General features: G+C 52.8%; 13 protein-coding genes. 5 read left to right on the plus strand and 8 right to left on the minus strand.

The annotated features are described in order from the left end of the window. Position 1 precedes the first annotated feature (1 nt). Genes TDIS_RS03130 through TDIS_RS03150 form a run of 5 tightly spaced genes read right to left on the minus strand, consistent with a single transcriptional unit; the run spans position 2 to position 6,612 of the window. On the minus strand, positions 2-1,873 hold the full coding sequence (locus TDIS_RS03130; protein ID WP_068669203.1) for a SurA N-terminal domain-containing protein: 1,872 nt from the start codon (positions 1,871-1,873) through the stop codon (positions 2-4). Between the two features lie 29 nt (positions 1,874-1,902). Further along, a complete protein-coding gene (locus tag TDIS_RS03135) occupies positions 1,903-2,880 on the minus strand; it encodes a glycoside hydrolase family 3 N-terminal domain-containing protein (RefSeq protein WP_068669205.1) in 978 nt (325 codons plus the stop codon). Further along, entirely contained in the window at positions 2,877-3,731 is an 855-nt protein-coding gene (locus TDIS_RS03140) for a molybdate ABC transporter substrate-binding protein (protein ID WP_068669207.1), read from the minus strand. The genes TDIS_RS03135 and TDIS_RS03140 overlap by 4 nt, the downstream gene beginning before the upstream one ends. A 2-nt stretch (positions 3,732-3,733) precedes the next feature. Next, a complete protein-coding gene (locus tag TDIS_RS03145; protein ID WP_068669209.1) occupies positions 3,734-4,849 on the minus strand; it encodes a cysteine desulfurase family protein in 1,116 nt (371 codons plus the stop codon). After that, positions 4,846-6,612: a hypothetical protein gene (locus TDIS_RS03150; protein ID WP_068669211.1), complete on the minus strand. Its 1,767-nt coding sequence runs from the start codon at positions 6,610-6,612 to the stop codon at positions 4,846-4,848. Before TDIS_RS03150 ends, TDIS_RS03145 begins: the two co-directional genes overlap by 4 nt. A 113-nt stretch (positions 6,613-6,725) precedes the next feature. Here TDIS_RS03150 and TDIS_RS03155 point away from each other — a divergent pair, with 113 nt between their 5' ends. Genes TDIS_RS03155 through TDIS_RS03175 form a run of 5 tightly spaced genes read left to right on the plus strand, consistent with a single transcriptional unit; the run spans position 6,726 to position 13,084 of the window. Continuing rightward, a complete protein-coding gene (locus TDIS_RS03155; protein ID WP_068669213.1) occupies positions 6,726-8,021 on the plus strand; it encodes an adenylosuccinate synthase in 1,296 nt (431 codons plus the stop codon). Between the two features lie 5 nt (positions 8,022-8,026). Beyond that, positions 8,027-9,418: a biotin carboxylase N-terminal domain-containing protein gene (locus TDIS_RS03160; protein WP_068669215.1), complete on the plus strand. Its 1,392-nt coding sequence runs from the start codon at positions 8,027-8,029 to the stop codon at positions 9,416-9,418. Further along, a complete protein-coding gene (locus TDIS_RS03165) occupies positions 9,415-11,649 on the plus strand; it encodes an acetyl-CoA carboxylase carboxyl transferase subunit alpha/beta (RefSeq protein WP_068669217.1) in 2,235 nt (744 codons plus the stop codon). The genes TDIS_RS03160 and TDIS_RS03165 overlap by 4 nt, the downstream gene beginning before the upstream one ends. A gap of 5 nt (positions 11,650-11,654) precedes the next feature. Further along, the gene (locus TDIS_RS03170; RefSeq protein ID WP_068669219.1) at positions 11,655-12,314 is read left to right on the plus strand and encodes a biotin/lipoyl attachment domain-containing protein; all 660 of its coding nucleotides are present in this window, start codon (positions 11,655-11,657) and stop codon (positions 12,312-12,314) included. After that, the gene (locus tag TDIS_RS03175; RefSeq protein ID WP_068669221.1) at positions 12,299-13,084 is read left to right on the plus strand and encodes a biotin--[acetyl-CoA-carboxylase] ligase; all 786 of its coding nucleotides are present in this window, start codon (positions 12,299-12,301) and stop codon (positions 13,082-13,084) included. The genes TDIS_RS03170 and TDIS_RS03175 overlap by 16 nt, the downstream gene beginning before the upstream one ends. Here the strand turns inward: TDIS_RS03175 and TDIS_RS03180 are convergent. From TDIS_RS03180 to TDIS_RS03190, 3 genes are read right to left on the minus strand one after another with little or no spacing between them, the layout of a single operon-like run. After that, positions 13,081-13,554: a TIGR00725 family protein gene (locus TDIS_RS03180; RefSeq protein ID WP_068669223.1), complete on the minus strand. Its 474-nt coding sequence runs from the start codon at positions 13,552-13,554 to the stop codon at positions 13,081-13,083. The genes TDIS_RS03175 and TDIS_RS03180 overlap by 4 nt on opposite strands. Further along, positions 13,538-14,152: a protein-L-isoaspartate(D-aspartate) O-methyltransferase gene (locus TDIS_RS03185; RefSeq protein WP_425263978.1), complete on the minus strand. Its 615-nt coding sequence runs from the start codon at positions 14,150-14,152 to the stop codon at positions 13,538-13,540. The genes TDIS_RS03180 and TDIS_RS03185 overlap by 17 nt, the downstream gene beginning before the upstream one ends. A gap of 50 nt (positions 14,153-14,202) precedes the next feature. Continuing rightward, positions 14,203-14,448, minus strand: a complete 246-nt coding sequence (locus TDIS_RS03190) for a hypothetical protein (RefSeq protein WP_068669227.1) — start codon at positions 14,446-14,448, stop codon at positions 14,203-14,205. Between the last annotated feature and the right edge of the window lie 8 nt (positions 14,449-14,456).

Raw genomic sequence — 14,456 nt, forward strand, 5'->3', positions numbered from 1 at the left:
GCTACGGCAACTCCTTGTAAAGTTTTATTTCGGCTTTTTCTCTCAAATTTCGATACCAAGCCTGAAAGTAGGCCTCTCGTTTTTCCTGAGTAAGAATATGGGAAAGGATCTCCTTTTCCTTCTCCCAATCTGAAAAGTCAGCTGGCTTAAGCCCTTCAAGCCAAACGATGTAACAGGCCTGACTTCCGCAGGCCGGCTCCGGAACTATCCCGGGAGCGGCTCTTCCGGCCACAGCCCTAGCAATGACCTCCGGAAGATGAGAAGTAAGCAATTCCTTGCGCCGGCTCTCCTTCCGGAAAATCTGAAGTCCTCTCTTTTCAAAAAAGCTCTTCGGATCCTTTACTTTTTGGACCTCTTTGATAAGGGCCTCGGCTTCCTGACGGCAAAGCTCCCGAGCCTTTTCCTTAACCCAATCGGCTTTGACTCTATCCTTAGCTTCCTCTAAAGAAAGGATCCTAGAGGGTTCCTTTTTTTCAACCTGGAAAAGGATAACTCCCTTTCCGGTATCAATGGGGGAGGACAGTTCTCCCTCTTCAAGGGAAAAGACGGTCTCTAGGATTCCCGGACGAGTAAAAGGCTTTGCCGGTTTCTGACGTGAAAAGAATCCGGTCTCGGAAAGTTTCAGCTTCTCCTTTTGAGCGGCTTCTCGGAGCCCTCCCGCAAGCACGGCCTTCTCATAAAGGGTATCCGCGGCCGAAAAGGCTTCCTCCCGAGCCCGTTTTTTAATAAGCTCCTCTTTCAAGGTCTCCTTGACCTCGGCTAAAGGTTTAGTGCCCGCAGGTCTAATCTTTTCTATGAAGAAAAGATAATAGCCATTCTCGTGCTCTATAGGCCCCACAACTTCGCCTTCTTTGGCTGCAAAGACCAGGGTATCAGCCGTCGGAAAGAGCTCTCCAGCCTTGACGTATCCCAGGTCTCCTCCCAAAGGAGCGGTGGTCTTGTCGTCTGAAAATTTCCGAGCCAGTTTCACGAAGTCCTTGAGTCCTTTAATCTTCTCCTTCAGAGCTTCCGCCCGAGAAAGGGCCTCCCTTTTCTTTCCGGGCTTGGCCTTGATGAAAATCATACGCACTTTGCGCTTCTCCGGTTCAAAAAACCTATCCTTCTGGGCCTCGTAATAACTTTGGAGTTCCTCTTCGGTGATACTGATCCTTTTTTGGTATCGCTCGTAAGGAAAGAAATAATAAACCACTTTGACCCGCTCATCACTCCGATAACGCTCACGGTGCTTCTCATAATAAGCATTAAGCTCTTCGGGGTCGATCTTCACTTTTTTTTCACAGGCGGTATAAGGTCTTTCGACATAGGCCAATTTGAGTCGCTCATTTTCATAGGAGTAACGTTCTCGAACTTCGGTTTCCGGAGCAAAGATAGTGGCCGTAAGGAAGTGTTTGAGACGAGCCGAGAGGAGGTCTGCCCGTACGCTTTCCTCGAAATCTTTGGGAAGAAGGCCCATATCCCGAAGAACAGCCCGATAGCGGCGAAAACTGAAATGTCCCCCCTCTTGAAAGGCCGGAAGCTGACTAATGGCAAATCTTAGCTCGTCTTCGGTTACCGTGAGCTTTAGTCTCCGGGCGGCTTCTTCGAAAAGACGACGTTTTATCAATTCCTCAAGGACTTGTTCCCTAAAATGGATGGCTTTCAAAAATTCCTCATTCAACTTGTCACCAAACATCTGGCGAAGCTGTTGATAACGAAACTGATAGAGGGCCCGATATTCATTAACGGTAATGGCCTCACCGTTGACCTTGGCCAGCACGTCCACCCGTTGCGCTCGAAAGGTTCCCACGCCCCAGAAAACGAAGACGATGATGATCACGGCAAAGAGGAGTTTTACGGCCGTGGATTGGGCCCCTTTTCTCAGGAAATCAAGCATTCAGGCCTCCTTTAATGAGGGTCGGCCTATTATAATTTTTTTTGTTGGGACGGTAAAGAAACCTTTGAAAGCTTCGTAATCCCTTCGAGAAGCCTTTCCCGTAGTACTCGGCTAGTGGATATTTCTTTGGCAACCTCGAAGAGCACCGGAAGAAGCTCGGGTAAAGGACGGCAAAAAAGAAGAAGATCATGACCAGCGGCCAGGGCGTAAATCAATCTCTCAGGCCACTCCCAGGCGGACAAGCCCTTCATGGCGAGATCGTCTGTGACCACCGGCCCGCAAAAGGAAAGTTCCCTGCGAAGGATATCCACAGCCCTTTCAGAAAAGGTTAACGGTTTGTCGTCCCAACTCTTTACCACCAAATGAGTGGTCATCATAAAAGGTACCCCGACCGCGACCGCATTTTTGAAAGGCCAGAGGTCTTCCGGGCGAACTTTCTGGATTTCAGGAAGCTCTTCATGAGGATCTTTCTCGATGCCACCAAGCCCCGGAAAGTGCTTGGCACAAGGGAAAACTCCTTCCTCAAGATGGGCCCGGATAAAAACTTCCCCGAATCGGGCGACCTCTTTCGGATCTTCACCGAAGGTACGACCGCGGAGAAAATCCGGGGCCTCTTCCCCCGCTAGATCAAGTACTGGGGCCAAGTTGAGGTTGAGTCCCAGGAATCTAACCGAACGGGCGATCTCACGCGAAAATTTCTCAACCTCAGAAGCCCCCCTACGGGCCACCTCAAAGGGCTCCGGGAATTCAGGGGCTAGGGGGGGCCCGATACGTTGCACCCGGCCGCCTTCCTGATCTACGGCCAAAAGATTTTGGCCCTGGGCTAACCTTTCAGAAAGGGTTTTTATCTCCGCCATCAAGGCCGAGATCTGATCCCTTTCCTGAAAATGGCGTTTAAAAAAAATGAAGTGCCGGAATCCGAGGTCCCGAATGGCCTCACGTTCTTCGTCCGTGAGCTCGGGACCTGAAAGGGTGGACATGAGGAGAGCTACCAGCTTCCGGATCATAATTCAAACCCGTACCGTTCATAGATCCGACGGGCAGTTTCAGTGAAGAGGAAGTCCCGAAAGGCCGCCGCCACCTCATGGCAAGCGCCTCCCTGCATGAGGGCCACCTGGTATTCACTGCGGATTCGCCGGCCTTCCTCAAACTCCAAATAGTCGAAAAGCGGCTCCTCAAAGAACTCTGGATTTCGGTAATAGAGAGCAAAGTGGTAGTAGAGGGGGGCCACGTCTGCGAGGTCCTGGTGGATCATGGCCGGGATTTCCCGGTGATGAATAACGCGGCTTTTCAAGGCCTCTCTTTCGATCTTCTCGCGAAGTCCGGGCAGATGTTCGAGGGCAGAAAGGTAGGTACGATAGGAATTGACTTCGGTCTCAGGGTTGGAGATGGCCACTCGGATGTCAGGCCGCAGGAGGTCCTCCGGCCCGGAAATCTCTCTGGGATTGCCCCTTTTCACCACCAGAACCACGCCCCGATTACGCATAAAAGTCCGTGGTTTCTCAATAAGCCCTTCCTTATAAAGACCCTTCATGAATTCCGGTGGCCCCATCACTACCTGTGGCTTTACGGAAACTACGAGATTGCCGATCGCAAGTGGCCTTCCTTCAACCAGTGGCCGTAAACGGGGCGGAGGAAGGGTTATATAGAAGACCGAAACCCTCCGGCCGAGATAATCGTAAAAGGCCTCAAGCAAGGCCGGAATGACCATAAACTGATTGCCCTCCATGGTGATGACGAGCTCGGCTTGACAGGGATCCCCGTGAAAGTCATAGACCACATTGGAGCCCGGGAGGAAGATGTTCTCTCGGACTCCTCTTCCGGTATCAAGGGGCCAGGGCAAGTACAAAACTGCCATTTTTAAATGCCCTCCCTCAAGATCTCTAAGGCCCGATCAATATCTTCCAGAGTGGTAAATCTCCCCAGGGAGAACCTTATGGTTCCCCTAGCCACCTCCGGCGGGACCCCCATGGCCGAAAGGACATGGGAGATGGCCTCCGCCCGGTCGTGGCAGGCCGAACCGGTGGAAGCGCATATTCCTCGAGCCCGGGAGAGCACCTCCGCCGCGCTGAGTCCTGGAAAAGATACACTCAGGGTGTTCGGAAGGGTTAGCTCTGGATCTCCATGTCTTATGGTCTTGGGATAGATCTCGTTAAGGCCCTCCCATAGCCTTTCCCGCAAGTACTTCTCTCTTTCGGCCTCTTCCCGAAGATCCGAGGCTGCCACTTCCGCGGCCTTTCCCAGACCCGCGATAAGGGCCATCGGCTCGGTACCGGGCCGAAGGCCTCTTTCCTGTCCTGCCCCAAAAAGGATCCTCGAAAGCTCAACCCCCTTCCGTATATAGAGGGCCCCAATGCCCTTGGGGGCGTACATCTTGTGACCGGCGATGGTCAAAAGATCGCAACCGATCTCTTTGACCGAGACTGGAATCTTGCCCACGGCCTGGGCGGCGTCGGTGTGAAAAAGAACCTCGGCTTCCCGGCAAACTTTCGCAATCTCTGCCACCGGCTGGATGGCCCCGGTCTCGTTATTGGCCAGCATTACCGAAACCAGCACGGTCTCAGGCCGAAGTCTGCGCCTCACCTCCTCCGGGTCCACATACCCCTTCCCGTCAACCGGGAGGAAGTCTACGGCGTAGCCCATCTCAAGGAGCCTTAACGCTGGCTCTAATACCGAGGGGTGCTCGATCTTCGAAATCAGGACGTGTCCTCTTTCCCTCCGGAGAACCGTACCGAAAAGGGCCAGGTTATTGGCCTCCGTGCCTCCGGAAACAAAGAGAATTTCTTCGGAGTCCGCAGCTATCAGCCGGGCAAGCGCCCTTCGGGCCTCTTCTAGGATCTCTTTGGCTCGCAGACCATAAGCGTGTCCAGAACTCGGATTCCCGAATTCTTCCGTGAGACAAAACCTCACGGTCTCGGCCACCTCCGGGAGGACTGGCGTGGTGGCGTTGTAGTCTAGATAAACGGGCCGGTTCATTTCCGTATCTCCCGGATCAGATCAAAAAGAGCCCGGGCGGCCTCTTTGGGACCTTCTTGTTCGTAGCCCTCGAGAGCCAACCGGGTCCGGATCTGCCCCACCCTCACCCCTCGGGCGAACATGGCCTCGAAGTATCTACGGGCAAGTTTCTCGTGCGCCTCCCTCCTCTGAGGGGCCCCGAAGGGATTGGCAAAATAGGTGTGCACCAGACCCTTTTCATCCGTGGTGCCCTTGGCCATCCTGGCCCCGGCACGGAAGACTGAAAGGGCCGTCTCCGGATCCTCAAAAAACTCCACCGCCGGTCGGGCCTTGCTCACCTCCTCGTAGTTGTTGGCGTAAAGAAAAAGATCCACCTTGAAGCCCTGTACAATCCGGTGGTAATACGCCACCGGGATCACCACCCGGGCGTTAGTAAGATGGGGATTCATGAAAATACTGCGATCGATCTCGGAAAAGGCGTAACCCGGGGAAAGATCGTCAAGCCTCACGAAGGCCCCGATCTCGGTCCCGTAACATTTGAGGCCCTCCGCATCCTCACTGATAGAGCCCATGTCGTCGAAGATGACGATCATGTCGCTCAGGTAATCCTCGGAAAGGAGCCGAAAGGCCTCCAGGGTCTCGCTCTTTCCGGCCCCGGAATCCCCCACAATTACTAGCGTGGCCCGGGAGCCATCCTTGAGGACGATGTGCACCCCGGCCCCGTGGAGTGGTAAACGCCCCTGACGGATCATGATGATGTTGTGCAGGGTAAGGGTAGTCTTCTTGAGATAACCGAAATAGTCTGCAATCTCCTCGCCGATGACATAGCCCACCACCAGGTCGTTCTCTCGATCCTCATAGAAGAAAGAGATGCCCTCCTCGGGAAGTCTCGGACCTCCGAAGATCAAAATGGCATCCGGACGGGCCCCTTGGATCTCGATCTTGTCCGCTAGTTCAAATAAATTGGCCAAAGAAAAACCCAGGGAGGCGAATTCGCGCCAAAAATAGATGAAGATCAAAAGCGGCCCCACCTTGGCCGGATAGCAGAACCACTCCTCGGGATCGAGCCTGAGTTTAGCAAGGGGATTGTAGGAAAGCTCGACGAAAGCCCCCTGCCGGCGAATCTGGCGAGGATAGAAAATGATAGGCGGTTCAAGAAGGGCATAACGAATAAAGGGGATCTCCGCCAGAACACTGTATTCCTGAGAGGGGATTTCCCAGGATATGGGCTCGGTGAGGGCCCCCAGGTTGGCTCCAGCCGGAAGCTGGCGGTACACACGGATGGCTTCTCCGGTAAGGTTAGTGCTTATGGTACGGTAAACCCGAAGGATGAGCCCCTTGAGTTCCTCGTTCAGGTTCACGAAGCTGGCTTTATAGAGGCTGGACTTCCCGGCCACCCCTTCAGCCACGGCCGGAAGGATAAGGTAACGTTCAAAGGAGCGCCAGAAGTTGTAAAAGCCTTCCACGAATTCCCGCCAGAGACAGCGGGCCTCGATCACCGGCTGCCATTCGGGATTGAGTTCCGGAAGCTCCTCTGCCCGATGAAGCATGAGTAGCTTAAAAAAGAGGAGAATTTTGGCCCGTAACCTCTCCTCGTCTCTTGTACCTAGATTAGCAACGATTTCCTCGTATCTAAGGGTGTTTTTCTTGCGGAGGTGTCGCAGGTAACGCCTCAAGATCTCCTCGAAGAGGGGACTTTTCAGCAACTTTTCGGGAGTATCACAATAAAGCTTGCCGGAATTGATAAAAATCTTTCGTTGGGATACGAAATAGGGAGCTTGCATAGTATGCTTATTTTAATGCGCTTCTCCCTAATTCCGCAACTCAAAATGGGGTTTGACTTTGGAGGCCAATTTAAGTATTTTGGCTCTGGAAACTTTGGTAAGGAGGCGGGAGTATGCCTTCGGTAGTGGTAGTCGGAACTCAGTGGGGAGACGAGGGTAAAGGAAAAGTGGTAGATTTACTGGCCGAGCGGGCGGACTACATCGTGCGATTTCAGGGCGGCAACAATGCCGGACACACCTTGGTCATAAACGGCCAAAAGCATATCCTTCACCTCATACCCTCTGGGATCTTCCACGATGACAAGGTTTGTCTCATCGGAAACGGGGTTGTGGTGGATCCCAGCGTGCTTCTCAAAGAAATCGAAGGGCTAGAAAAATCCGGAGTGCCGGTGCCTCCGGGCAAGCTCTATGTCAGCGAGAACGCCCATCTCATCATGCCCTATCACAAGGCTATCGATCTAGGACGCGAAGCCCGCAAAGGAAAGACCCGTATAGGCACCACCGGACGAGGCATCGGTCCCTGCTATGAGGACAAGATCGCCCGACGGGGCATCAAGGCCGGCGACCTTCTGGATCCCGAACTCTTCGCCCAGAAATTACGGGAAACCTTAGAAGAAAAGAACTTCTATCTCGAAAAATATCTAGGCCAGGCCCCGCTTTCCTATGAAGAAATCTACCGAACTTATCTCGAATACGGAGAACGCCTGGCGCCCTATCTCACCAACGTCTCCGAAAAGTTGGCCGTGGCTCGAGCCGAGGGCAAGAACATTCTCTTTGAAGGCGCGCAGGGCACCCAGCTTGACATCGATCACGGGACCTACCCCTTCGTTACCTCCTCGAATACCGTGGCCGGAGGGGCCTGCGCCGGTGCCGGAGTGGGGCCCACCACCATCGACTACGTCCTCGGCATCTGCAAGGCCTACACCACCCGAGTAGGCGAAGGGCCCTTTCCCACGGAACTGGAAAACGAGATAGGGCAACATCTGCGAGAATGCGGCGGCGAGTACGGTTCCACCACCGGTAGACCGCGGCGCTGTGGCTGGCTGGATGGCGTCATTCTTAAGGAAGCCGTGCGCCTGAATGGCCTTTCAGGCCTGGCGATTACTAAACTGGACGTCCTTACAGGTCTTACTGAGATCCAGTTCTGCGAATCTTACGAATTGGACGGAAAGACCCTCTCGCGCTTGCCTTCTCGGATTTCGGAGATCAGTCGTCTCAAGCCCCGATACCGCAGCTTTCGAGGCTGGCACAAAGAACTTTCCGCCTGTCGAACCCTTGAGGATCTTCCTCCAGAGGCCCGAGAATACCTGGCTTTCATCGAAGAATTCTCCCAAGTACCGGTGGTGATGATCTCGACCGGTCCGGCCAGAGAACAACATATCCTGATTCGAGATCCTTTTAGCCTCTAAAACCCATGAAGGATCGCGTCCTTATAGCCAATCGAGGGGAAATTGCCTTAAGGATCATGGAGGCCTGCGAGGAGCTAGGCCTGGACTATGTAGTGGTCTATACTCGTCCAGATGAAGAAAGCCTCCATGTGCGAAAGGCCAAACGCAAATACCGAATAGCAGATTATCGGGACCCAAACGAATTGCTTTCGGTGGCTGACGAGGCCAAGTGCACGGCCATCCATCCCGGCTACGGTTTCCTTGCCGAGGACTTCCGGTTTGCTCGAAGGGTGGTCAAGCGTTCGCGACCGCTTACCTTCATTGGTCCTCGGTGGGAGGTCATCCGTGACCTCGGAAGTAAACTCAATGTCAAGCGCCTAGCCAAGGAACTGGATATTCCCGTTATTCCCGGAACCACCGAACCCCTTTACAATGAAATTGAGGCCGAAGCCAGGGCCGAAGAACTCTTTGAATGGCTAAGGGAATCTGGAGAGGAAGATCCACGTCTTCTCATCAAGGCCTCGGCGGGTGGCGGTGGCATGGGTATAGAGGAGGTTCGGGAGCTCGAAGAGGTGCGTCCGGTCTTCCGCCGGGTGAGGGCGTACGCCAAAAGGCTTTTCGGAGACGAAGGCGTAATCATAGAGGCCAAGATCTCGCGTTTCCAGCATCTAGAGGTCCAGCTCCTCGGTACTCCTCACGGAGAATTGGTCCATTTCGGCACCCGAAACTGCACCATCCAGAGTCCCGGGCGCCAGAAACGCATTGAGATTGCTCCCGGTCTTGACCCCCAATTTGTAAACTATAGTTTCGACGCCGACGCCCTCTTGGCCGAAATCATTAACCATTCCCTGAAACTCGCGGAAGCGGTTTCCTACGACAGCGTGGGCACCTGGGAATGGCTAATTACTCCCGAGGGTCGGGCCTACCTCATGGAGGTCAACACCCGAATCCAGGTGGAAAACGAGATCTCGGCCAAAATATCCCAAGTTAAAAGCCAAACCGTAAATCTCATCAAAGAGCAAATCCGCATCGCCTTGGGCGACAAACTCCGGTATCAACAAAAGGATATCCATTTCTCCGGAACAGCCATCGAACTTCGTCTCGTGGCCGAAGATACGCAAAGAAACTTCAAACCCCTATCCGGAACGATTACACGCTTTTCTTGGGAAAAGCATCCCTGGCTTACGGTCAGGACCCATGTTCCCCAGGACAAACCATATACTATCCCCACGGAGTACGATCCTAATCTAGCCTTAGCCATTGTCTGGGGAAAGGATACCAAGGAGGCTCAACAAAGGGCTCTGGTCTTCTTAGAAGAAGTGATCATTGAAGGCAAACGAAGCCAAGGAGAACCCTTGGTTACCAACGTTTCTTTTTTGAAAAACAAATTAACTGAAATTTTAAGGTTTCCGGAATGAGCGAACTTTATCGGGAGTTAACCGAACTTCTCGAACGAGCTCTTTATGTAAGAGATATCAAGGGGGAGGACTGGCAGGAAATCTCGGCCGTGGTAGGCTTTCTTCAGGAGCTCCGAGAGAAAGTCTATGAATTGCCTGGAGAAGAGCTCCGGAAACGCTTCTCCTTGCTCAAGGAGAAACTTGTAGCCCTAGAGACCCTAGCAGCCGAAACACTATCCCCTTACGAGATCGTCAAGATCACACGTCACCCTCAGCGATTCACCCTTCAGGACATCTTAGAAAACGTTTACGACAACTATACCGAACTCGGTGGAGAGGGAGAGATCAACCTTGATCCTGCGGTGGTAGTCGCTAGGGCCATGATCTCCAGGCGGGTGGGAGACAAGATTTATATGCATCAGGTCATGGTCATCGGACACGAGAAGGGCCACGGCGAGGAATTTAGACGAGGCGGAAGCGCCAAACCCTGGGGCAACGAAAAAGCCTTACATTACATGAAGATAGCCGAAACCGAGGGTATCCCCATCCATTTTTATATTTTCACCCCCGGAGCCTATCCCATCGAGGATCCTCCCGGAGCCGCCCAGCAGATTGCCAGGAACCTTTATACCATGGCCAAGCTCAAGGTACCCATGATCTCGTTCATCTCCGAGGGAGGCTCGGGAGGGGCTGAGGCCATCGGACTTGCGGACCTCAGGCTTATGGCCTCCAGAGGCTATTATTCGGTAATAAGCCCTGAGGGGGCTGCAGCTATCGAGGCCAAACTCAAAAGCGGACGCCCCCCCCGAGAACTAGTTGAAAAATGTGCTCGCAACCTCAGACTTACCGCTGAAGACAATCTTCGCTTAGGTACCATTGACCGCATCGTTCCGGAACCCCCTCTAGGGGCCCGACGCCAGGACTACGGCTTTTTCAAACGTTTGCGTTACGAAATGATCCGAGCCACGGACGAAGTGGTCCTTCAAACCAAGAGTCTTCGCACCTTTCGGAAATATGTCCTTTCGCGAAAAAACGGGACTGAGGAAGTACCCGAAGATTTTGGTATTTACGTAAACTGGGAGCTCACCGAGGACGAAAAGGAGATATTGCTAGAGAACCGTTCTCGAAAATATCGGGAAATGGGCCGATGGGCGGTCTGCGGAAAGGAGTCTACGTTCAAACATTATCTGGAAAAGAGCCATGACCTGGGCCTCAAAGTCTTCCACGGTCTGCGCTATGGGGTTTTCAAGCAGAGTCATCGGGCCTTGAGACGTATGTTCGAAGAACTCACCCAGGAAAGCTCGGCCTTGCTCAAGCCGGTAAGCGATCCGGTCAAAACGGTCTATAACCTCCTTTCTGGAAAAAAGCGGCGAATACCAAAAGTAGTTTCCTGGATCGAAAGACCGGAAGGACCGGAAGAACTATATGTTAGTCCCTTGGCCTTGGAGGATCGCACGGTCACCTGCCCCAATGCTGAAACCCACGGGTGTCCGGATCTCTGGGTGCCGGATTTATATGGAGAATTCTGCGGGGTCTGTCCCAACTGCGGCTATCACTTTCCACTGGAATATCAGTGGTACCTCAACAATCTTTTCGACCGGGGAAGCGTGCGAGAGTTCAACGAAGGGCTTTCCTCCGGAAATCCTTTAAATTTTGAAGGCTATGCGGAAAAACTGGCCAAGGCCCGCAAGTCTACTGGAAAGAACTCAGCCATGCTTACTTTCGAAGCCAAAATCGGCGGCATCTCCTTGATTGTGGCCATGCTAATCGCAGACTTCAGACAAGGTACTGTAGGGGTAGCTGAAGGGGAGAAGTTTATCCGGGCTTGCGATCGGGCCAGAATTACCCGCAGGCCACTTCTAGCCTTAATTCATACCACCGGAGGCATACGCATTCACGAGGGTACTCTGGGAGTTATCCAGATGCCTAGATGCACCGTTGCGGTTCGGGAATATGTAGATTCCGGTGGGCTCTATATTGTGCTTTACGACAACAACTCTTATGCCGGACCGGTGGCTAGTTTCCTGGGCTGTGCCCCTTATCAGTTTGCCTTGCGTTCCACCCGGCTAGGCTTTGCTGGACCTAGAGTGATCCGCGAAACTACCGGGGAGGAAGTCCCTCCGGACTATCACAGCGCCGAAAATGCCCTTCGTCGAGGGCACATCCAAGGGGTCTGGGATCGACGGGAACTCCGTCTCAAACTTTATGAGGCCCTTCTCACCATGGGAGGAAGAAATCTGTATTATAGGTAGGAAGTATGGCCATTGATCACCTCAAAATAAACCAACTGCTTCAGCGATTGAGGAGTCGGCCTTACCGGATCTATGAGGTGAAGACTCCTCACACCGGATACCTGAGAGAATTTCTGGTAAAAGAAGGCACGGAAGTGAAAGGTCCACGTGGAAAGTGGCGAGAAATTCCAGGAACTCCTCTCTTTACCCTGGAGCGAGAGAAAAATCTTAAAACCATCAAAGCCAGAGTAAGCGGTACGATACATAATCTCCGAACCGAACTAGAAGGCCGGTTTGTAGAAGCCGAAGAAGTGGTGCTTGAGATCCGCCATCCCCTATCTCAAGAAGAGGTCATCTCGGAATTTCTGCGGGAGACCCTCATCCTGATCACCGCTCCGGAGACGGCTCGTTATCTTCTCGCGCCGGAAATCGAAAAACGTATTCGCAAGGAAGGTCTGGGGAAGGTCTTCGTAAAGCCAAATGAAGAAATCCTCATCATGAGTTTCATGAAGAGGGAGACCCCCATCGTCCATACTGGAGAGACCATGGTGATCTTCAGGATCTTTTTCACTCCTCAGGAGGTAGTGACCGCGGGTGAACCTCTTTTGGGACTCTGCCTCCAGGAGGAAGTTCCGTATCTTGAGCGGGTGATCAGCCGCATCTGCGAAGAATGGCCGGAAAAGTAAAAGAGGTCTTCCGGCTAGCCGAAGAGATCGGTCGGGACATCCGGAGCTTCGAAGAAGTCCCGCGTCTCATGAGTCTGGCTTACGAATTGGCCCTTTCGGAACCCCGTACAGCCCATGGACGAATTCTAAAAGCCGAAAGGCTTTCCCAGGCCAGAGGGCGACATGGGAGGACCTGGATAGCCGAGTCCGGAGGCCTATGGATGGCTTTAAGCTTTTATGACGATCATCTGCCACAAACTTACGGACTGTTCCCCCTTATATTCGGCTTGGCTATGGCAAGAATGGCCCTAGATTTGGGGCTACCAGCACGTATACGTTGGATAAACGACCTTCATTTCCGTGGCCGAAAACTCGCAGGAGTTCTAATCGAAAAGCACGCTGAGTGGCTCATTGTAGGGCTGGGCATCAATGTTAATAACCCTCCACCTCCCGGCATTCCCGCGGAAACCCTGAGCCGTCTCGCTGGAAAGTATATTTCCCTGGATGAAATCTTCCATCTGGTAATCCACCATCTCCGTTACTATTATGCACTCTTCAGACACCTGGAGGCCGAACTCTCCCCTTATGAAGAGGTGCCCGAAAACGAGTTGATCAAGGATTTCAGGAAATATTCAGATACCCTCGGCCGATGTGTGGCCTGGGCTGGGAATCTGGATCGGGAGGAACCATTAATAGCACATACCAGAGACATTCTTCCGAACGGATCTCTTCTGCTTGAAACCGAAGAAGGTTCTTTCCCGGTTAATTTCGGAGAAATCATTTACATTTAATCATTTCCTTCGAGAAGCTGAAAAAGACTATCCACAGCTTCTTCCGGAGTCTCCGTATAGACCACACCTTCTATATCGGGCCAGGTCTCAAGGCCCACCACGGGTTTCCACATCTTCAAGGCCAGGGCAATCTCCGAGAGGGTGCCATAGCCTCCAGAGACCGCGATCACCCCTTCCACCGATCGTACGAGGATGACATTACGAGCGTGTCCCATATCCGTAACAATAGGGATTTGGATGTAGGGATTGGCCTCCTCAGCCTTATTTCCCGGAAGGATACCCACCGTGACCGCTCCGGCCTCTACGGCTCCCTTAGCCGCGGCCTCCATTACCCCTCCTAGGCCTCCGCAAAAGACCACTGCTCCGCGCTCCGCAAGAAGTCTTCCCACCTCATAGGCCCGAGCATAGACCTTTTGGTCTGCGATGCCGGTGCCAATGACTCCGATCTTCCGTCTAGTCCTTAAATCCATAGTCCCCTACTAGTTTCACAAATCTTACAGGTTCAAGGGTTTGTCGATAAATCTGTCCGCCTTTCTTGACCACCTTCACCAGATATTGAGACCATTCATCCCCTACCGGCATTACCAACCGCCCTCCTTCGGCAAGCTGATCCAGGAGGGGTTCTGGAATCTTAGGACCAGCCGCAGTCACGATAATAGCCTCAAAGGGGGCGGCCTCGGGCCAACCCCGAGTACCGTCTCCGAGTCTCAGGATTACATTGGTATACCCCAGTTCCTCCAATATCTTCCGGGCTCTCTCAAGAAGACGTGGATACCTTTCAATGGAATAGACCCAACGAGCTAGCTCGGCCAAAATAGCGGTCTGATATCCTGATCCCGTACCTACTTCCAGAACTTTTTCGTGTCCTTTAAGTTCCAGGGCCTCGGTCATGAAAGCCACGATATAGGGCTGGGAAATGGTCTGTCCCTCTCCAATAGGGAGAGGGTGGTCGGCATAAGCCTGATCCCTAAGGGCTTCTTCCACAAAAAAATGGCGGGGCACCTTTCGCATAGCGGAAAGTACGCGTTCGTCCCTAATCCCCCGGGCCGCAATCTGCGTTTGAACCATGCGCTCCCGGGCTCGACGATAAATATCTGGTTCTCTCACAAGCTCACCTCTCATGGTTGCGGTTTGGTTACATAATAAATACAGTCAACCACCTTATCTCCATAAAAAGTAACCCTAAGAATCTCGATTTCCTTCTTACCCAGCTTTTCCCCTAGTCCAGGAATTGAGGCCAAAGCGTCTTTTCTTAAATCATAATAGATCCAGACTTCTCGACCGTCAGGAAGCCTTTCGATCTTTTGGGGAACACCAAGATATTCTTTAACTTCGGCTTTGGTGGAAAACCCCTTGTGCACCATACAAGCCT

It is taken from the genome of Thermosulfurimonas dismutans, from assembly GCF_001652585.1.
In the GTDB taxonomy this organism is placed as follows: domain Bacteria; phylum Desulfobacterota; class Thermodesulfobacteria; order Thermodesulfobacteriales; family Thermodesulfobacteriaceae; genus Thermosulfurimonas; species Thermosulfurimonas dismutans.